Annotated in this window: 16 protein-coding genes and 3 pseudogenes; 6 read left to right on the forward strand and 13 right to left on the reverse strand. The window is 72.1% G+C overall.

All coding sequences use genetic code 11. The features are described from left to right. Positions 1-149: 149 nt before the first annotated feature. From T398_RS06705 to trpC, 5 genes are all read right to left on the reverse strand, one after another. A complete protein-coding gene (locus T398_RS06705; RefSeq protein WP_496445494.1) occupies positions 150-1,337 on the reverse strand; it encodes an FAD-dependent oxidoreductase in 1,188 nt (395 codons plus the stop codon). 14 nt (positions 1,338-1,351) lie between these two features. Next, complete coding sequence (lgt, locus tag T398_RS06710; protein ID WP_496445495.1) at positions 1,352-2,449, reverse strand: prolipoprotein diacylglyceryl transferase; 1,098 nt, start codon at positions 2,447-2,449, stop codon at positions 1,352-1,354. Positions 2,450-2,589: 140 nt separating this feature from the next. Further along, a complete protein-coding gene (trpA, locus tag T398_RS06715) occupies positions 2,590-3,393 on the reverse strand; it encodes a tryptophan synthase subunit alpha (protein WP_496445496.1) in 804 nt (267 codons plus the stop codon). 4 nt (positions 3,394-3,397) lie between these two features. After that, entirely contained in the window at positions 3,398-4,630 is a 1,233-nt protein-coding gene (gene trpB / locus T398_RS06720) for a tryptophan synthase subunit beta (protein WP_496445497.1), read from the reverse strand. 31 nt (positions 4,631-4,661) lie between these two features. Then, complete coding sequence (gene trpC / locus T398_RS06725) at positions 4,662-5,465, reverse strand: indole-3-glycerol phosphate synthase TrpC (RefSeq protein WP_496445647.1); 804 nt, start codon at positions 5,463-5,465, stop codon at positions 4,662-4,664. A gap of 469 nt (positions 5,466-5,934) precedes the next feature. Here trpC and T398_RS06730 point away from each other — a divergent pair, with 469 nt between their 5' ends. Continuing rightward, positions 5,935-6,168: a hypothetical protein gene (locus tag T398_RS06730; RefSeq protein ID WP_018821151.1), complete on the forward strand. Its 234-nt coding sequence runs from the start codon at positions 5,935-5,937 to the stop codon at positions 6,166-6,168. Positions 6,169-6,203: 35 nt separating this feature from the next. Here T398_RS06730 and T398_RS06735 read toward each other — a convergent pair whose 3' ends face one another. The 3 genes from T398_RS06735 to hisI all read right to left on the reverse strand — a co-directional run bounded on the left by T398_RS06735 (position 6,204) and on the right by hisI (position 8,838). After that, positions 6,204-6,770 carry a Trp biosynthesis-associated membrane protein gene (locus T398_RS06735; protein ID WP_496445648.1) on the reverse strand — a complete coding sequence of 189 codons (567 nt, stop codon included), beginning with the start codon at positions 6,768-6,770 and terminating at the stop codon, positions 6,204-6,206. A 77-nt stretch (positions 6,771-6,847) separates the two neighbouring features. Beyond that, on the reverse strand, positions 6,848-8,401 hold the full coding sequence (locus T398_RS06740; RefSeq protein WP_496445498.1) for an anthranilate synthase component I: 1,554 nt from the start codon (positions 8,399-8,401) through the stop codon (positions 6,848-6,850). After that, on the reverse strand, positions 8,398-8,838 hold the full coding sequence (gene hisI / locus T398_RS06745; protein WP_496445499.1) for a phosphoribosyl-AMP cyclohydrolase: 441 nt from the start codon (positions 8,836-8,838) through the stop codon (positions 8,398-8,400). The genes T398_RS06740 and hisI overlap by 4 nt, the downstream gene beginning before the upstream one ends. 77 nt (positions 8,839-8,915) lie before the next feature. Between hisI and T398_RS06750 the strand changes: the two are divergent. Together T398_RS06750 and T398_RS06755 are read left to right on the forward strand one after the other, a co-directional pair. After that, positions 8,916-9,065 (forward strand): annotated as a pseudogene (locus tag T398_RS06750) (ABC transporter ATP-binding protein); the annotation flags it as partial. Beyond that, positions 9,062-9,160 (forward strand): annotated as a pseudogene (locus tag T398_RS06755) (ABC transporter permease); the annotation flags it as partial. The pseudogenes T398_RS06750 and T398_RS06755, both read left to right, overlap by 4 nt. Before the next feature lie 105 nt (positions 9,161-9,265). Here the strand turns inward: T398_RS06755 and T398_RS06760 are convergent. Beyond that, positions 9,266-11,022, reverse strand: a pseudogene (locus T398_RS06760) (ABC transporter ATP-binding protein). Positions 11,023-11,143: 121 nt separating this feature from the next. Beyond that, entirely contained in the window at positions 11,144-12,997 is a 1,854-nt protein-coding gene (locus T398_RS06765; protein ID WP_496445649.1) for an ABC transporter ATP-binding protein, read from the reverse strand. 154 nt (positions 12,998-13,151) lie between these two features. On the opposite strand from T398_RS06765, the gene T398_RS06770 reads away from it, so the two are divergent. Beyond that, positions 13,152-13,781 carry a TIGR03085 family metal-binding protein gene (locus tag T398_RS06770; protein WP_496445500.1) on the forward strand — a complete coding sequence of 210 codons (630 nt, stop codon included), beginning with the start codon at positions 13,152-13,154 and terminating at the stop codon, positions 13,779-13,781. Between the two features lie 85 nt (positions 13,782-13,866). Here T398_RS06770 and yczR read toward each other — a convergent pair whose 3' ends face one another. Next, on the reverse strand, positions 13,867-15,324 hold the full coding sequence (gene yczR, locus T398_RS06775) for a MocR-like transcription factor YczR (RefSeq protein ID WP_496445501.1): 1,458 nt from the start codon (positions 15,322-15,324) through the stop codon (positions 13,867-13,869). Positions 15,325-15,385: 61 nt separating this feature from the next. Here yczR and yczE point away from each other — a divergent pair, with 61 nt between their 5' ends. Together yczE and T398_RS06785 are read left to right on the forward strand one after the other, a co-directional pair. After that, positions 15,386-16,027 carry a membrane protein YczE gene (gene yczE, locus T398_RS06780; protein WP_496445502.1) on the forward strand — a complete coding sequence of 214 codons (642 nt, stop codon included), beginning with the start codon at positions 15,386-15,388 and terminating at the stop codon, positions 16,025-16,027. 141 nt (positions 16,028-16,168) lie between these two features. Beyond that, positions 16,169-16,630, forward strand: coding sequence for a hypothetical protein (locus T398_RS06785; RefSeq protein ID WP_496445503.1), 462 nt, complete (start codon positions 16,169-16,171; stop codon positions 16,628-16,630). Between the two features lie 107 nt (positions 16,631-16,737). Here T398_RS06785 and hisF read toward each other — a convergent pair whose 3' ends face one another. Further along, positions 16,738-17,505 (reverse strand): imidazole glycerol phosphate synthase subunit HisF, encoded by a 768-nt coding sequence (gene hisF, locus T398_RS06790; RefSeq protein ID WP_496445504.1) that lies wholly within the window; start codon positions 17,503-17,505, stop codon positions 16,738-16,740. Positions 17,506-17,605: 100 nt separating this feature from the next. After that, positions 17,606-18,610, reverse strand: a complete 1,005-nt coding sequence (locus T398_RS06795) for an NADP-dependent oxidoreductase (protein WP_496445505.1) — start codon at positions 18,608-18,610, stop codon at positions 17,606-17,608.

Consider the following 18,610-nt stretch of genomic DNA (forward strand, 5'->3'; position numbering starts at 1 on the left):
GGACGACGTCGGCCCTCAAGGGTCATTTGAGTCTACGTTAGGGGGGGCCGCACAAGGCCAGTGCAGATTGATCACACCTTCCAGAATGTGAGAAAGGTACTCCATCGCCGCATCACCCCTCGGCCGTCTTCCCGCCGATCCGGAGCTGGTCAGGACGGAGGATGCCACTGGTCGGCGGACGTGCCGGCGCTGCCCAGCAGCCGGGGGGTGAGGGCGCCGAGGACCGCGTCGCGGGCCCGAAGCGCAAGCCGGCCCCGGGCCTGGAGCACCGCCGACATCCGTCGGGTCTGCCGGACCGCCGCCGCCACCCGGGGCCGTCGGGTCCGGTCGTAGGCGACGACCGCGTCCGGCAGCCGGGACTCCCGGAGCAACGCGGCCAGGGTGGCGGCGTCCTCGAAGGCGAGGCAGGCCCCCTGCCCCAGGTGCGGGGGCATGCCGTGCGCGGCGTCACCGAGCAGCACCGCCCCGCCCGGACCGGTGGGGAAGCCGTACATGCGGGGCAGCGGGCGCAGTTCGCGGATCTCCCGCTGGACCAGGTCGGCCGGGTCGGTGGCGTCGAGCAGCTCGGCGATGGGTGCGGGCCAGCCGGCGTACCAGCGACGCAGCAGGGCGAGCTGGGTCTCCGGCGACTCCGGCCGGGGCGCACCGGCGGCGGTGGCCACCCAGTAGATCCCGCCGCGGCTGGAGGCCCCGGACGCGCCCCGTTCGCCCAGCGACACGTAGATGAAGCGGTACCCGGCGCCGAGGATCTCCCCGGTCGGCGGCAGGTCGGCGGGGAGTTGGGGCGCCCGGTACCACGGGATCACCGCCCGCCACGCGGCCGAGCCACAACTGACCACCGCCGCCTCCGGTGCGAGCTGCGCCCGGGCCACGCTGTCGAGGCCATCGGCGGCGACCACCAGGTCCGCCTCGTAGGTGTGCCGGCCGTCACCGACGGACGGGCGGGCGCCCGGCTCCGCCCGAACCGAACGGAGGGTCACACCGGTCCGCAACTCCACACCGTCACCCAGCCCGGCGATGAGCGCATCGTGCAGGTCCTCCTGGTGCACCACGACCGGGCTTCGGTCCGCCGGGACCGGACGGGGCCGCACCAACTGGTGGCCGTCGGGTCGGCGCACCCCACTGCTCGGCAGCGGAGTGGCGATCGCGTCGAGCCCGGCGCCGAGACCGAGGGCGCGCAGTGCGCGTACCCCGTTGGGCCAGAGCAGCACCGCGGTGGGTTCCGGACGGATCCGGTCGGCTCGCTCGACCAGCGTGACCTGCCAGCCGGAGCGCGCCAACGCGCCCGCGACCGCAAGGCCACCGACGCCGGCGCCGACCACGACCGCGCTACGCATGCGGCCCTCCTCGCTCAGCTGTCGCGCTGGTCGGCGGGCCGGGCGGCATCCGCCGGCGGGCCGCTGGGCGGATCGTCACCGGAGCCCCCGGTCTCCGGCCCCGGCGGCACCTCCCCCGTCTCCTGCCAGTGCCGGAACTGCTTCTCGTCAACCACCTGATAGCCCTCCGGCGTCGCCGGCTGGGCACTCGCCTCGCGAGCGGAGAGGTCGACCTGCGACACGTCCGACTCGGGGACGGACGCCGGCACCTCGCGGATCGGAATCAGGTACTCGCGCGGTCCGCGCACCCGCAGGAAGTAGATCAACGCACCGAGGAAGACCACCGCCGCGGTCCAGACGTTCAGCCGTACGCCGAGGATCGTGTTCGCCTCGTCGGTGCGGATCATCTCGATCCAGAACCGGCCGGCCGTGTAGCCCAGCACGTAGAGCGCGAAGGCCCGGCCGCGGCCCAGCTTCAGTCGGCGGTCGAGGAGGAGGACGAGGGCGACCACACCCAGGTTCCACAGCGCCTCATAGGCGAAGGTCGGATGGTAGAGCCCCGCCTCGAGGATGGGTGTCCCGGCGTCGTCACGCAGGGCCTGGCCCGTCTCCTGGTCCATCCGGTGGATCTCCAGGCCCCAGGGCAGCGTGGTACGCCCACCGTAGAGCTCGTTGTTGAACCAGTTGCCGAGCCGCCCAATCGCCTGGGCCAGCGGCAACCCCGGGGCGAGGGCATCCGCCACCACCACGAGCGGAATGCCGAGCTGACGGGCGGCATACCAGGCACCCAGCGCGCCACCGGCCACCGCGCCCCAGATACCGAGACCTCCCTCCCAGATGGCGAAGACCTTGAGTGGATCGCCACCGGTGCCGAAGTATTTCTCTGGTGAGGAGATCACGTGATAGATCCGGGCGCCGATGATGCCGGCCGGCACCGCCCACACGGCGATGTCGAGCACCGCCCCCGGCGCCACTCCGCGCTGGCGCAGCCGTCGCTCGGTGACCCAACAGGCCACCACGATGCCGAGGAGGATGCAAAGCGCGTATGCACGGATCGGCACCGGGCCCAGCTGCCACACCGCGGTGGTTGGACTGGGCAGGGCCGCCAAAGGGGTCTGCGAGGCGAGGGTCACGAGTGCACAGGCTACCGCCGTTCGGCCCCGCTGTGGCACCCCGGCCCACACGACCCGTGGCGCTCATCTCCGGAGGGCAGGGCCGGTGACCCCGGGGCGGGCGTCTCCGGAGTGCCGGGCCGGTGACCCCGGGGCGCTCGTCAGGAGGCCGGGGTCCGGACGCCCGCGGCGAGTTCGGTGCTCAGCTCACGCAAAGCGGTCAGCCCCGCCGGCAAACTCGCGGCATCGAGCAGGCAGCGAATCAGGGCACTGCCGACGATGACCCCATCGGCGAACCCGGCCGCCATACCGGCCTGTTCCCCGGTGCCGATCCCGAGGCCGACGCCGACCGGCAGGTCGGTAACCGCCCGGACCCGGGACACCAGCACTGGGGCCGCCGCCGAGGCCCGCTCACGGGCCCCGGTGACCCCCATGAGCGCGGTCGCGTACACGAATCCCCGGCAGTGCTCGACGGTCATCTGCAACCGGGCGTCAGTCGAGGAGGGCGAGACCAGGAAGGTCCGGTCCAGCCCGTACGCGTCGGAGGCGGCCAGCCACTCCTGCGCCTCGTCGGGAATCAGGTCGGGCGTGATCAGCCCGGTGCCGCCCGCCGCGGCGAGGTCCCGGGCGAAGGCGTCAACGCCGTACTGCTCGATCGGGTTCCAGTAGGTCATCGTCACCACGGGCGCGCCGGTGGCGGCGACCGCGTCGATGATGCGCAGCGTGTCGGCGACCCGGACGCCGCCGGCCAGGGCCATGTCACTGGCCCGTTGGATCACCGGACCGTCCATCACCGGGTCGGAGTATGGAATCTCCACCTCGATGACGTCCACGCCCGCTTCGACCATGGCGGTCATCGCGGCGATGCTGCCCTCGACGGTCGGGAACCCGGCGGGCATGCAGCCGACGAGGACGGCCCGGCCCTCGGCCCGAGCCCGGTCGTACGCAACCCCGATGCGACTCACGCTGTCACTCCTTGTCAAGGACGCCGAAGTACGCCCCGGCGGTGTGCACGTCCTTGTCACCACGGCCGGAGAGGTTGACCACCACGACCGGCTCCCGGCCCAGCTCGGCGGCGAGTTCCGGGGCGATCGCGACCGTACCGGCCAGCGCGTGGGAGCTCTCGATCGCGGGGATGATGCCCTCGGTACGGCAGAGCAACTCGAAGGCGGCCATCGCGTCGGCGTCGTTCACCGGCCGGTACGTTGCCCGGCCGGTGTCGTGTAGCCAGGCGTGCTCCGGCCCGACGCCCGGGTAGTCCAACCCGGCCGAGATCGAGTGCGACTCGACGGTCTGACCATCGGCGTCCTGCAGCACGTAGGTCCGGGTCCCGTGCAGCACGCCCGAGGAGCCACCGGTAATGCTGGCCGCGTGCCGGCCGGTCGCCGGCCCGTCCCCGCCGGCTTCGAAGCCGTACAGGCGCACACTCGGGTCGTCAACGAAGGCGTGGAAGACACCGAGTGCGTTGGAGCCGCCGCCGACGCAGGCGGTGACCGCGTCGGGCAGCGTACCGACCAGGTCAAGGCACTGCTGGCGGGCCTCGTCGCCGATACCTCGGACGAAATCGCGGACCAGGGCGGGGAAGGGGTGCGGGCCGGCCGCCGTACCGATGAGGTAGTGGGTGCTGTCGACGTTGGCAACCCAGTCCCGCATCGCCTCGTTCATCGCGTCCTTGAGGGTGCGGGACCCGGTGGTGACCGGCACCACGGTGGCGCCCAGCATCCGCATGCGCGCCACGTTCAGCGCCTGCCGTTGGGTGTCCACCGCACCCATGTAGACCACACACTCGAGATCGAACAGGGCGGCCGCGGTGGCGGTGGCCACCCCGTGCTGACCGGCCCCGGTCTCGGCGATGACGCGCCGCTTGCCCATCCGCTTCGTCAGCAGCGCCTGGCCGAGCACGTTGCGCACCTTGTGCGCCCCGGTGTGGTTGAGGTCCTCCCGCTTCAACAGCACCTGTGCGCCGATCTTGGCGGAGAGACGCCGGGCGGGGTAGAGCAACGAGGGGGTGCCGGCGTAGTCGCGGAGCAGGGCGGCGAACTCGGTCTGGAATGACTCGTCCCCGATCGCGGTACGCCAGGCGTCGTCGAGCTCGTCCAAGGCGGCCACCAGGGCCTCGGGGACGAACCGGCCGCCGAACCGGCCGAAGTGGCCGGCGGCGTCCGGGTATCGGACGGTCGCGGCGGGCGTGTCGACGCTCATCGCGGCTCCCTTCGTTCTGACCAGAGCGCGCTCAGCGCACCGGACGGGGTGTTGCCGGGTGGTTACCGGCGTTGACCAGTTCGGCCACCGCCTCCCGGGGGCTCTTCTGGGTAACCAGGCCCTCACCGACCAAGACCGCGTCGGCACCGGCCGACGCGTATCGGATGAGATCGTGCGGCCCGCGCACCCCCGACTCAGCGATCTTGACAACGCTACTGGGCAGGCCCGGCGCGATCCGCTCGAAAACCGACCGGTCGACCTCCAGCGTACGCAGGTCGCGCGCGTTCACTCCGATCACCTGGGCGCCGGCCTCCAACGCCCGGTCCGCCTCCTCCTCGTCGTGCACCTCGACCAGGGCGGTCATGCCCAGCGACTCGATCCGCTCCAGCAGGCCGACCAGCACCTTCTGCTCCAACGCCGCCACGATCAGCAGCACCAGGTCGGCGCCGTGCGCCCGCGCCTCATGCACCTGGTAGCTGGAGACCACGAAGTCCTTCCGCAGCACCGGAACATCAACCGCGGCCCGGACGGCGGCAAGGTCATCCAGCGAACCACCGAACCAGCGCCCCTCGGTGAGCACACTGATCGCCCGGGCACCACCGCCGGCGTACTCGCTGGCCAGGTCGGACGGGTCAGCGATCTCCGCCAGCCGTCCCCTGGACGGCGAGGAACGCTTCACCTCGGCGACCACCGCCACGCCGGGCCGACGCAGGGCCGCGTACGCATCCAGCGGCGGCGGGGCGCCGGCGGCCAGTTCTCGAATGCGCTCCAGCGGGACCTGGTCCTGCCGCCGAGCCACGTCCTCGCGTACTCCGGCCAGAATCTCATCGAGCACGCTGGGCTTCGCCGAACCGGCGTCGCTCCCTCCCGCGTGCGCATGCTCCGCAGTCACCAACGCTCCCCTCTCCGGGCGTCATGGACCGATGCTAGGCGGCGTAACCGATGCCGACCGCCGGGGGTATGGCGCTCCTCACGAATCGGCTTGCGGCATAATGCCCAACCTCCAGTGAGGGCGAGCTCACCCACAGCCATCACCTCCCGGGTCGTCGGTCGGGGCCGACGACCGTCGACCACCGCCATCCTGGGTATTGATGTGATGCTATCCGGCGGGCGAACCGCCGGCCGGAGGCCCGGGGGCAGGGCTGTGAGCAAGCTCAAGGCCAGCGAACTCTTCCCAGGCCAGCACCGCGGAGTCAGAGTTGACACGGCGGACACCCCGACGAAACGTGAATCGATGAACACTCCCCTCGGGCAAACTCGGTTCGGTATCCGCCCGCGCCACCCAACGATCTCCGGGATTGATCATGAGCACTGAGAGCATCGGCCTCACCACCATCTCCCGTACGGTCGCCTCGCTCGCCGTCGGCGTGGTGCACACGCTCGAACGCGCCGTGGTCGGCGAGGCGCAGACACGCACCGCACGGGGCAACGCGTGGGAAGCCGTCTGCGCCGACCAGGCCCGCGCCGACCAGCGGGCCGAATTGGACCGGATCGTCGCCGAGTTCACCACGAACCGCGACCCACGGCCGATGGGCTGAGTCGGCAGGGCAGCCGGACCCGGCGGCGGGCGGCGTCAGTCGTCCGTCGGATCCGCACCCCGATCCAACGCGTCCCACGTGTCCCTGGTGCTCCGGCCCGGCACCGGGCCGGTCGCCGCCCCCGCCGACCGCTCGTATCGAGCACCCATCACCGACCACCGGTCCCCCCGGACCGCGGTCAGCACGCCGGCGGCCGCGGCGCACCCGCCACCGAGCAGACAGAGCAGCGGCCACTGCCGACTGATCTCGCCGCTGAACCCCGCGACCAGGCCATACCCACCACCGGCGGCCACCGCCACCCCGAGCCCGGTCAACGCACCGCCGAGGAGCCGCCGTACCCGCCCCCGGGTGGCCAGCACCGCACCCCACCCGGCGAGGGTGACCAGAGCCAGTGCGGGCAGCCAGGGCAGCAACTGCACGCCGGTGCGGACGACCCGAACCGGCGGCAACGGGGCCGGACGCGGCGCCGGCTCGACCACCCAGGCCCGGCTCACCGCCCAGATCGAGAGGCCGGCTCCGGCCACCCCGAGGAGCACCGCGTAGAGCAGTTCCCGCCGGCCGGCCCGGGACCGCACCGGACCGGCCTCGTCCTCGGCGCGCACCGGACCGGCCTCGTCCTCGCCGCGCCCCGGACCGGCCTCGTCCTCGGCGCTCACCGGACCGGCCTCGTCCTCGGCGCTCACCGAGCCGCACGCAGGGTCTCGGCCGCGGCGATGGCGGCCAGCACGGCGGCCGCCTTGTTCCGCGTCTCCTGCTCCTCGGCGGCCGGGTCCGAGTCCGCCACCACGCCCGCGCCGGCCTGCACATGGGCACGCCCACGGTGGATCAGCGCGGTACGGATCGCGATCGCCATGTCGAGGTCACCGCCGAAGCCGAAGTAGCCGACGGTGCCGCCGTAGAGCCCACGCCGTACCGGCTCCAACTCCTCGATCAACTCCATCGCCCGCACCTTGGGGGCACCGGAGAGAGTGCCCGCCGGGAAGGTAGCGACGAGCGCGTCGAAGGCGGTGCGGTCCTCGGCGAGTACACCGACCACAGTGGAGACAATGTGCATCACATGGCTGTACCGCTCGATCGTGGCGAACTCGGGTACCTCGACCGTGCCGGGTCGGCAGACCCGGCCCAGGTCGTTGCGGCCCAGATCCACCAGCATCACATGCTCCGAGCGCTCCTTGGGGTCGGCGAGGAGCTCGGCGGCGAGCTGGGCGTCGGCCTCCGGCGAGCTGCCGCGCGGCCGGGTGCCGGCGATCGGATGCAACAGGGCGCGCCGCTCTCCGTCCACCTCGGTGGCCACCTTCAGGTGGGCCTCGGGAGACGAGCCGACGATGTCGAAGCCGTCAAAGCGCAGCAGGTACATGTACGGGCTGGGGTTGGTGGTCCGCAGCACCCGGTACACGTCGAGCGGGTCGGCGTCGGTCGCCCGTTCAAAGCGCTGCGACAACACGATCTGGAAGCACTCGCCGGCGCTGATCGCCTCCTTTGCCGCCAGCACCGCCTTCTGGTAACCGCCGTTGGGCGTACGGCAGCGCACGTCCCCCACGGGCGCTGCGCCAACGGTGGCGGCCATCGGCGGAATCGGCCGGGACAGCGCGGCGGTCATCGCGTCCAGCCGCCCGACGGCGTGGTGGTACGCGGCGGCTACCGCCGCCGCCCGATCCGGTGCCTGAGGCGGCGGCAGGACGGCGTTGGCCACCAGAAGCGCCGAGCCGTCGTAGTGGTCGAGCACCACCAGATCAGTGGCGAGCATCATTCCCAGCGCGGGCAGGCCGAGGTCGTCCTCGGTGCGCTCGGGCAGCCGCTCGAAGTGCCGGACCAGGTCGTACCCGAGGTAGCCGACCATGCCGCCGGTCAGCGGCGGCAGCCCGACGGTGTCATCGGGAGGTGGCCCGGCGAGGGCGGCGACGGTGTCCCGAAGCACCGCGACCGGGTCGCCGGCGGTGGGTAGCCCCGCTGGCGGCTGCCCCGTCCACACCGCGACGCCGTCGCGTTCGGTCAGGGTCGCCGCGCTGCGGACCCCGACGAAGGAATACCGGGACCAGGTCATGCCGGTTGAACCGACGCCCTGCTCGGCGGATTCGAGGAGGAAGGTGCCCGGACCGCCGGCCAGCTTGCGGTAGACGCCGACCGGCGTCTCCGCGTCGGCGAGCAGCCGCCGGGTGACCGGCACAACCCGCCTCCCGGCGGCCTGCTCGACGAAGCTCGTCTCGTCCGGACGGACGGTGCCGTCGGTCATGACCGGGCCCGCCGTTCGCCGGACCCGCCGGTGACCGGCAGGTCGTTGTGGAAGCAGCTCCGCCGGCCGGTGTGACACGCCGGGCCGACCTGATCGACGTCGACCAGCAAGGCGTCTCCGTCACAGTCGAGGGCGACGGCGCGGACGTACTGGTGATGTCCGGAGGTCGCGCCCTTGACCCAGTACTCGCCGCGGCTACGGGACCAGTAGGTGGCCCGGCCGGTGGTCAGCGTCCGATGGAGCGCCTCGTCGTCCATCCAGGCGAGCATCAGCACCTCGGCGGAGCCGTACTGGCGGACCACCGCGGCGAGGAGCCCGTCCGACGTACGGCGTAGGCGCGCGGCGATGGCCGGGTCCAGGCGGGACGGCTGGGCCGGACCGCCGCTCGGGTCCGAGCCGGGCAGGGCGCCGGTCGACGGCGCGTCAGGTACGGGCATAGTCACCCATTCTCCGATACCCGACCGGCGGGTGGTACGGCACCCGTGCGCCTTGCTCACCCGCGTAATTCAACTAGCGACTCCGGCTGATTCGCGAAGGACGGCTGATCGCGAACGACACACCAGCGGCGGTACGCGCGGCGACCGGCGTGGACGACCTGGAAGCGGCGTTCCTACGAATGATCCAGGCAGGCGAGGCCGGCACGGCCGGACAGGAGGCGTCGTGAATCCCCGGATCCTCGCCGCCACCACCGGCCGCATCCTGCGCCAACTGCGCCACGACCGGCGCACGGTCGCGCTGCTCGTCGTCGTGCCCGCGGCCCCACCATGCAGCGCTATCTCACCGCCCCGCCGGCGGGCTGGCCACCCCGCTGGCGGAGCTGGGTCACCCCGCCGGAGGGCTGCCGGTCGGCTCGCCCCGCCGCAGTCACCGGGTCTGCTCCAGCCACGAGGCGTAGAGCTGCCCGTACACCGACCCGGCGTCGCGGACCAGTTCCTCGTGCGCACCCCGCTGCACGATCCGCCCGCGATCCACCACGATCACCTCGTCGGCCGCCTGTGCCGTGGAGAGCCGGTGCGCGATGGCGAGCGTGGTCCGGCCCCGGGTCACCGCCGCTGCAGACGCACCTCGGTCGCCGGATCGACCGCGCTGGTGGCCTCGTCGAGCACCAGCAGATCCGGGTCGGCGACGTACGCGCGGGCGAGCGCGACCAACTGCCGCTCGCCAACACTCAACGCCTCACCGCGCTCCCCCACCGGGGTGTCCGGGCCCGCCGGGAGACCGTCCAGCCAGTCCGCCAGCCCCAGCTCCACGAAGGTGGCGGTGAGCTGCGCGTCGGTGAGGTCCGGCCGGGCGAAACGGACGTTCTCTGCGACCGTGGCGTCGAAGAGGAACCCGTCCTGCGGGACCATCACCACCCGCGACCGCAGCGAGCCGAACCGCACCTCCCGCAACGGCACCCCGGAGAGCAGCACGTCCCCCTCGGTCGGATCCATCAGCCGGGTGAGCAGCTTCGCGAACGTCGTCTTCCCGCTGCCGGTCTCGCCGACCACCGCCACCCGGCTCTTCGCCGGAATCTCCACCGAGATGTCGTGCAGAACCGGTGCGCCGCCCGGATAGGCGAAACCCACCCCGACGAAGCGGATATCCAGCGGACCCGGCGGAAGCTCCCGCCCCGACTCGCCGGGGTCCGCGACATCCGGCTCGACATCCAACACGTCGAGCACCCGTCGCCAGCCGGCGATCGCGTTCTGCGCCTCGTTAAGCACCTCGGTGGCGATCTGCACCGGCTGCACGAAGAGGGTCACCAGGAACAGGAACGCGGTCACCTCACCGACGCTCAACGTACGGTCAGCGCCGAGCAGCACCCCCAGCACCACCACGCCGGCCAACGCCAACCCGGCCGCGATCTCCCCGACCGAGCTACCCAGGATGCTGATCCGGATAGCCCGCTGCTGGGCCCGCCGCTGGCTGTCGATCGCCTCGTCCAGCCGGCGCGCCGTGCGCCCGGAAATGCCGTACGCCCGGATCACCGACGCACCCACCACGCTCTCGGCGATCGCGCCGAGCAGCGCGCCGGTGCGCTGCCGCACCACCCCGTACGCGCCCGCGAGCCGCCGCTGGACCAGCCGGATCACGAACACCGCCGGGCCGAACGCCGCGTACACCACCAGGGTCAGCTGCCAGGAGTACGCGAGCATGACCGCGGTGGTGACCACCAGCTGCCCGAGGTTGATCAGCAGGATCACACCGCCCCACTGGAGGAACTGGGTGATCTGGTCGACGTCGCTGGTCACCCGGGACACCAACGACCCACGCCGCTCGGACTGCTGGTGCAGCATCGACAGGTCGTGGACGTGTCGGAAGGCCCGAACCCGAACGTTGGAGAGGGCGGTCTCGCTGACCGTGAACAACCGCCGCATCATGAAATAGCCACAGGCCGTGGTCACCACCAGCACCGCCGTGGTGACGGTCACCACCGTCCAGACCACATCCAGGCGGAGGCCGCCGGCGATACCGTTATCGATGCCCTGCTGCACCGCCACCGGCACGGCCGCCCGACCAACCATGTAGACCAGCGCCAGGCCGAGCGTGCCCGCCAACCCGACCCGCAACTCCGGGGAGAGCGCCAAGCCCCGCCGCAGCGTCCGCCAGGTCGACTCAGCCGCCGCCTCCGGCGCCATGGTGCCACTACTCACTGGTCCGCCCTTCGTTCGCGACTGCGGGGCTCGCAAGCTCACTCCTCGCACTCACCGGTCCGCCCTTCGTTCGCGACTGCGGGGCTCGCAAGCTCACTCCTCGCACTCACCGGTCCACCTCCAGTTCGAGGCCGGTTGTCAGCGGCGGCGGGACCTCGTCGTACCCCTGCTGCTTGGTCTGCTCCTCGTCGGCCTGCTCGTAGGCGGTGACCAGGTCGAAGTAGCCGGGCACGGTGGCGAGCAGGTCGGTGTGCGTGCCCCGGGCCACCACCCGCCCGTGCTCCAGGTAGACCACCTCGTCGGCGAGGGCGATGGTCGCCCGCCGGTAGGCGACCACGAGGATCGACGTCGCCGCGCTCCCCGGCTCCGGGGCGCGCAGCCCGGCCAGGATCGCCGCCTCCACCCGCGGATCGACCGCGCTGGTCGCGTCATCCAGCACCAGCAGACGCGGCCGACCGACGAGGGCTCGGGCCAGGGTGAGCCGCTGCCGCTGGCCCCCGGACAGCGACGTGCCCCGCTCGCCGACCCGGGTATCCAGGCCCTCCGGGAGAGCGGCGACGAAGCCATCCGCTCCCGCCAACCGCAACGCCGCCCAGACGTGGTCATCGCCGAGGCCGGGCCGGTCCAGGGTGATGTTCGCCCGCACCGAGTCGTCAAAGACGAACGGCACCTGCGCGACGAGCGCGACGGTACGGGACAGCGAGTCCGCGGTGAGGTTTCGTACGTCCATCCCGTCGATCTCGACGGCGCCCGCCCGCGGGTCGACCAACCGGGCAGCGAGCGAGGTGATGGTGGACTTCCCCGCGCCGGTCGGCCCGACCAGGGCGACCGTCCGCCCCGCCGGCACGGTGAATCCGACCTCACCCAGCACCTCGGCGCCGGGCAGGTGCGCCTCGGCCGGCTCGTACGCGAAGTGGACGTCGCGGAAGGTGAGCGTTGCCGGGCCGGCGTCGGCGGAGTCGAACGTCGTCGGGCCGTACGGCATCTTGCCGGTGGCGTCGAGTACCCGCCGGACCCGTTCCCAGCCGGCGACGCTGCGCGGCAGCTCGGCCAGGACCCAGCCGATCGCCCGGACCGGGAACGCCAGCACGGTGAAGAGGAACGCGACGCTGACCAACTCGGCCACGCTGATCGCGCCCTGCCGCAACCGGAGGGTGCCGACCACCAGCACGGCGAGCGTCCCGAGGCCGGGCAGGGTCTCCAGCATGGGATCAAAGACGCCGCGCAGCCGCCCCACGGACACCAGCGCGTCCCGCAGGTCGCGGGCCCGCGCGGCGAACCGCTCGGTCTCCTGCGCCTCCCGGCCCATCGTCTTGACCACCAGAGCGCCGTCGAAGCTCTCGTGGGCGATGCCGCTGACCTCGGCCCGCAGCCGCTGGGCCCGGGCCTGTCGGGGTGCCATCCGGCGGGAGTAAACGACATTGAGCGCGAAGAGCGCCGGGAAGACACCCAACCCGACCAGGGCGAGCGCCCAGTCGGTGACGAAGAGCGAGATCACCGCACCGACCAGCATCACCAGTGTGCCCACGGCGAAGGGCAGCGGGGCCACCGGGTGCCAGGCGGCCTCGACATCGGAATTCGCGTTGGACAGCAGCGTGCCGGTGGCGTTGCGCTGGTGCCAGGAGAGCGGTAGGTCGAGATAGCGGCGGGTGACCCGACGGCGGTAGGCGGCCTGGAGCCGAAACTGCATGTAGCCGGCCCCGAGGCGGCGGCCGAGGATGGCGACCACCCGCAGCACGCTGAGCCCGAACAGCGCGGCGGCGGCCAGGCCGAGCGCAGCGGTGGGCACCGAGCCCTCGGCGATCGCCGGTACGACCACGTCGCCGACCACCGCGCCCACCACGAATGCGCTGGTGACGACCAGCAGCCCGAAGAGCACACTGGAACTCGCCGCGACCGCGAAGATCCTGGGTTGTTCCCGAATCGCCCGGCCGAGGACGACCAGCCCTCGCCAGAGCACGTCCCGACTCGTCCCGCTCGCCACGTTCTCCCCCGCCGTAAGTCGCCGCTGTCTCCCCCCATCCTTACCTGCCGGAAGCAGGTCCGACGACTCGGCGGCCATTCTCATACGGTGCGACCGAGGCATCCGGAGGTGCTGGGCCTACCATCAAGGGATGCCGCAGTACGCCCGATCGGAGCGGAAGACGCTCGCCGACCTTATGCAGACGCTGGGACCGGACGCACCGACGCTCAACGCGGGTTGGACCACCCGGGACCTCGCCGCCCACCTGGTGCTGCGGGAACGCCGCCCGGACGCGGCCGGCGGCATCCTGTTGCCGCCGCTGCGCGCGTACGCCGAGCGGGTCCGCCGACAGCTCGCCGCCCGCCCCTGGGAAAGCCTGGTTGACCAGGTACGCCGGCCGCCGGTGTGGAGCCCGATCAGCAATCCGCTGCTCGACGGGGCGGCCAACACGATGGAATTCTTCATCCACCACGAGGACGTTCGCCGGGCACAAGCTGACTGGCAGCCCCGCGACCTGGCGGCGGGGCTGCAACAGGCGCTGTGGCAGCGGGCAGCGGGGCTGGCCCGGCTGACGCTGCGCCGTTTCCCAGCCGAGGTGCTGGTCCAGGCCCCGGGGTACGGGCAACGAGCCGCCGGCCGGGGTGGCGAGCAGCTCCGGTTGGTAGGTGCCCCCAGTGAGCTGGTGCTCTTCCTGAGCGGACGGCAACGGGCGGCGCGGGTGCAGCTCGACGGCCCGGCGGGCCCGGCCGACCGGCTGCGCGACGCCCGGTTGGGGCTCTGACCGCCTCCGCGCGGCCGAGAATTCCACCCACCCGCCGTACCTGGCCGCACCGAGGCCGGGACGCGTTGGCCCTGGTCCGCGCGGCTCAGGCGATGACCGCCGGCTCCGGCCACTGCGGCCGGCCGGCGCGGTCCAGGTCGTAGCGGACGGCGGCGATCCGGTTAACCGCCTCCACCAACTCGGCACCGGGCAGGGTGAACGGCAACCGCAGGAAGCGCTCCAGCGTCCCGTCCAGACCGAACCGGGGGCCGGGGGCGAGGCGTACGCCCGCCTGCTCGGCGGCACGGGCGAGTGCGCTGGAGACCGGACCGTCGAGCTCCGCCCAGAGGGTGACGCCGCCGTGCGGCACGGTCACCCGCCACTCGGGCAGGCGCTCGGCGAGGGCACCGAGCAGGATGTCCCGCTGGGCGGTGAGTTGGGCTCGCCGGGCCGCCACGATCGCCGGCCGCTGCGCCAGTAGGTGGACGGCGACCAGTTGGTCCAGTACCGGACTCGCCATGTCCACCCCGACTCGGACAGCGGCGAGCCGCTGCACCTGCGGCGCGGAGGCACGGATCCAGCCGATCCGCAGCCCGCCCCAGTACGCCTTGCTCATCCCCCCGACGGTGAGCACCCGGGAGTGTCGGTCGAAGCTGGCCGTGGGCGGAGGCATCACTCCACCGACCAGCGAAAGATCCACAAAGGACTCATCGACTACCAGTTCGGAACCGACGGCGTGAGCGGTGGCGACCACGCGCTCCCGCAGCTGGGCCGACATCAGGTGGCCGGTCGGGTTCTGAAAGTCGGGGATCAGGTAGGCCAGCTTGGGTCGCCCCTGACGGAGGGCACCGAGCAGGAGCTCAGCGTCCCAACCCGGGGAATCCGGGGCGAGTCCGTGGGTGTTGATGCGGGCCCGCCGGGCGTGCAGCGCGGCCAGGGCGTTCGGGTAGCTGGGCGCCTCCACCAGGACGCTGCTGCCCGGACTGTGGGTGAGACGAAGCACCAGGTCCAGGGCGTGCTGCGTGCCATTGGTGACCATGACCTGCTCGGGTGAGGTGGGTAGGCCCCGGGCGTCGTACGTGCGGGCGATGGCCTCCCGCAGTTCGCTGATACCGGTCGGGTGGTAGCCCGCCCCACCCAGGTAGCGGGGCAGGTCCGCGGCGGCGGCTTGGGCGGCCGGCAGCAGCTCAGGCGGGGCGGCCAGGGCCGCAACGCCAAGATCGAGCATCTCGCGATCGTCCAGCGGAGTCCAGAGGCCGCTACCCGCCATCCGATGATTGCCGGGGAGCATGGTCCAGCTGCCGGCACCGCGCCGGCTGGCGAGGTGGCCGCTGTCCCGGAGTTCCCGATACGCCGCGGTGACCGTGGTGCGGCTGATCCGCAGCGCCTCGGCCAGCTCGCGCTCGGCCGGCAGGCGGGCGCCCAGCGGAAGCCGCCCATCGGCGAGCAGCCCCCGGACGGCGGCGGCCAGTGCCGCGTAGTCGGGGCTGCGCCGGCGACCGGGGAGCGCGTGCCACTGGCCGAGCAGCCGGGTCAATTGGTTTCCGCGTATCTGACTTGCCATGGGGGCCACTCCACCAAAATTGGCTCTACTGGTTCCCTAATTGGCTACTAGATTGGCATGGGTGCAACAAATTGGCAACCTCAGCTACCGGCCCGCGCGACGGCTGACCCAGCTCTACGCTGGACTCGGCCTCTACGGCGTGAGCATGGCCCTGTTGATCCGCTCCGGCCTCGGCCTGGACCCCTGGGACGTCTTCCACCAAGGGATCGCCGGGCACAGCGGGCTCTCTTTCGGCACGGTGACCATCGCGGTCGGGGCGCTGGTGCTGCTGCTGTGGATCCCGCTACGGCAGCGGCCGGGCCTCGGCACGGTCAGCAATGTGGTGGTGGTCGGGCTCGTGGTGGACGCCACCCTCGCCCTACTACCGGCGGACCTGCCGCTCGCCACCCGAACCGCCCTACTCGTCGGCGGGATCGTCGCCAACGGCACGGCGAGCGGACTCTATCTCGGCTCCCGGCTCGGCCCCGGCCCCCGCGACGGCCTGATGACCGGCTTCGTCGCCCGCCAGCCACGATTCTCGATCCGGCTCGTCCGCACCACCATCGAGGTCGCCGTACTGGGGCTGGGCTGGCTGCTCGGCGGCGCGGTCGGCCCCGGCACGGTGGCGTATGCCCTGACCATCGGCCCGCTGACCCAGTTCGTGCTGCCCCGCGTGACGGTCCCTCCTCCGCCCAGCCCCACCCCAGTCCCGGCTCCCGGTTGAGCCGTGTGCTCCCGCGCACCGTCCCCGTCCCGCCACCCCCGGCGGCTGTCCGGCTCACCGCTAGCGACGCAAAGGACGACCCGTTGTAGTCCAAAGGGAGGAGGTGTTTCCTTTCCAGCGCGGGATCGGCACAATCTGGCCATGGGGGAGAAGCAATGGCAGTGGACGGACGCTTGGATCTTCGTTTCGTTGGTGATCGCACACGGTGCCGGCCGGCACCGTCGCGCAGCATCCAGCCGGCGGCCGTTAGGGGTCCGGCTCACCGATGTTCTCTCCACCGCCGACCACCTCAACCGCGCGATCCCCGACCGGCAGGAGGTCGAGGTGGCGGTCCGCCGGTTGGTCGGCACCGGCCTGGTCAGTGTCACCGACGGCTGGTTCCGGATCACACCGGAGGGGGAACAGCTCTGGCGCACCCGTCCCCACGCCGGCCTGGCCACCACGGTCGACACCGTGCAGGGCGTATTGAGCCGCCGACACACCCCGGGTGACGCGGACTGGCAGCTAGACGAAGCCGAGCACGCGGCGGCGGTCCAGGAGTACGCGGTACGTTCCATCCCGACGCGACGACAATCTCCCAAGAACCGCGCCCGCCGGGACTGACCGACCGCAGCCCGCCCACGGACCGACCGCGGCCCGCCCGCTGACCTGCGTCTTCACCCAGCCCGCTTCGGGGGCTGCGCAGCCCGCGCACCTGCCGGCGAGGCGGGTCAGCAGACCGGGTGACCGCCCTCGCGCAACGCCTCCTTGACTTCACCAACGGTGAGTTGGCCGAAGTGGAAGACGCTCGCGGCGAGCACCGCGTCCGCCCCGGCGTCGATCGCCGCCGGGAAGTGACCCGCCTCCCCCGCGCCCCCGCTGGCGACCACCGGCACGTTGACCACCGCCCGCACCGCGCGAATCAGCTCCAGGTCAAACCCGGTCTTGGTGCCGTCGGCATCCATCGAGTTGAGCAGGATCTCACCCGCGCCCAGCTCGGCGCCGCGCCGCGCCCAGTCGATGGCATCGATGCCGGTGCCACGCCGGCCGCCGTGCGTGGTCACCTCGAACCCGCTGGTGGTGGCGTCAGCGGAGGCGCGCCGCACGTCAAGGGAGAGCACCAGCACCTGCCGGCCAAACCGCTCCGCGACCTCAGCGATCAGCTCGGGGCGGGTGATCGCGGCGGTGTTCACGCCGACCTTGTCCGCGCCCGCGCGCAGCAACGCGTCAACGTCACTGACCTGACGCACCCCACCACCGACGGTAAGCGGAATAAAGACTGACTCCGCGGTACGGCGGACCACATCCAGCATCGTGCCGCGGTCACTCACCGAGGCGGTGACATCCAGGAACGTCAGCTCGTCGGCGCCGGCCCGATGGTACGCCGCGGCCCGCTCCACCGGGTCACCCGCGTCCCGCAGGTTGCGGAAGTTGACGCCCTTGACCACCCGCCCGGCGTCCACGTCGAGGCAGGGAATCACGCGTACGGCCAGGGACATGTCGCCAGCCTAGCCAACGCGATCCGCCGGTGGTCGTCGTGTGCGGCCGGCACCGGCGGATCGCGTCTGCCCTACCGCCGAGACGCGGCGGGATCCCGGCTCACACCCGGACCAGCATCTTGCCGAGGTTCTCGCCGCGGAGCATGCCCAGGAAGGCCGCCGGGGCGTTCTCGATGCCGTCAATGATCGTCTCGTCGTAGCTGAGCTTCCCGTCGCGCAGCCAGCCGCCGACCTCCTCGGCGAACTGCTTGCCCAACTGCCCGTGGTCGGAGACGATGAAACCGCGCAGGGTGAGCCGCTTGCTGATGATCATCGCCAGGTTACGCGGTGCGGCCGGCGGCTCGGCCGCGTTGTACTGCGCGATCATCCCGCAGATCGCGGCCCGGCCGTTTTGCCGCATCGCGCCGATCGCCGCCTCCAGGTGCTCCCCACCCACGTTGTCGAAGTAGACGTCGATCCCGTCCGGCGCGGCGGCGCGCAGCGACTCCAGCACCGGGCCGTCGTGGTAGTCGAAGGCGGCGTCGAAGCCGAGCGCCCGCAGCCGCTCAACCTTGGCCGGCGAGCCGGCGCTGCCGACCACCCGGCCGGCGCCGCGAAGTTTGGCGATCTGGCCAACCATGCTCCCCACCGCACCGGCCGCACCGGAGACGAAGACGGTCTCCCCCGGCTGCATCGCGGCGACCTCGAGCAGCCCGGTGTACGCGGTGAGCCCGGTCATTCCCAGCACCCCGAGGTACGTGCTGACCGGGGCGAGGGCCGGGTCGACCTTCCGGACGGTCGCTGCGTCCAGCAGCGCGTACTCCCGCCAGCCGAGCGCGTGGAACACCGTGTCGCCGGGGGCGAAGCCGTCGGCCTCGCTCGCCACCACCGCACCGACCGCCCCGCCGTCGAGCGGCGCGTCCAGCGCGAACGGCGGTACGTAGGAGGCGACATCATTCATCCGCCCCCGCATGTACGGGTCGACGGAAATGAAGGTGTTCCGAACCACGATCTGCCCCGGACCCGGGGTGGGGATCTCGGTGGAGACCAACCGGAAGTTCTCCTCGGTCGGCCACCCCAGCGGCCGCGAGGCTAGCTGGATCTCACGGTTGGCGATCTTGCTCAT

This window comes from Salinispora goodfellowii, from assembly GCF_059570675.1.

Coding starts and splice junctions, on each gene's coding strand:
- trpB (WP_496445497.1), bottom strand. CDS start 4,630: ATGAGCGTCGACACGCCCGCCGCGACCGTCCGATACCCGGACGCCGCC.
- hisF (WP_496445504.1), bottom strand. CDS start 17,505: ATGTCCCTGGCCGTACGCGTGATTCCCTGCCTCGACGTGGACGCCGGG.
- T398_RS06740 (WP_496445498.1), bottom strand. CDS start 8,401: ATGACCGACGGCACCGTCCGTCCGGACGAGACGAGCTTCGTCGAGCAG.
- T398_RS06785 (WP_496445503.1), top strand. CDS start 16,169: ATGGGGGAGAAGCAATGGCAGTGGACGGACGCTTGGATCTTCGTTTCG.
- hisI (WP_496445499.1), bottom strand. CDS start 8,838: ATGCCCGTACCTGACGCGCCGTCGACCGGCGCCCTGCCCGGCTCGGAC.
- T398_RS06795 (WP_496445505.1), bottom strand. CDS start 18,610: ATGAGCAAGATCGCCAACCGTGAGATCCAGCTAGCCTCGCGGCCGCTG.
- T398_RS06770 (WP_496445500.1), top strand. CDS start 13,152: ATGCCGCAGTACGCCCGATCGGAGCGGAAGACGCTCGCCGACCTTATG.
- T398_RS06730 (WP_018821151.1), top strand. CDS start 5,935: ATGAGCACTGAGAGCATCGGCCTCACCACCATCTCCCGTACGGTCGCC.
- T398_RS06705 (WP_496445494.1), bottom strand. CDS start 1,337: ATGCGTAGCGCGGTCGTGGTCGGCGCCGGCGTCGGTGGCCTTGCGGTC.
- yczR (WP_496445501.1), bottom strand. CDS start 15,324: ATGGCAAGTCAGATACGCGGAAACCAATTGACCCGGCTGCTCGGCCAG.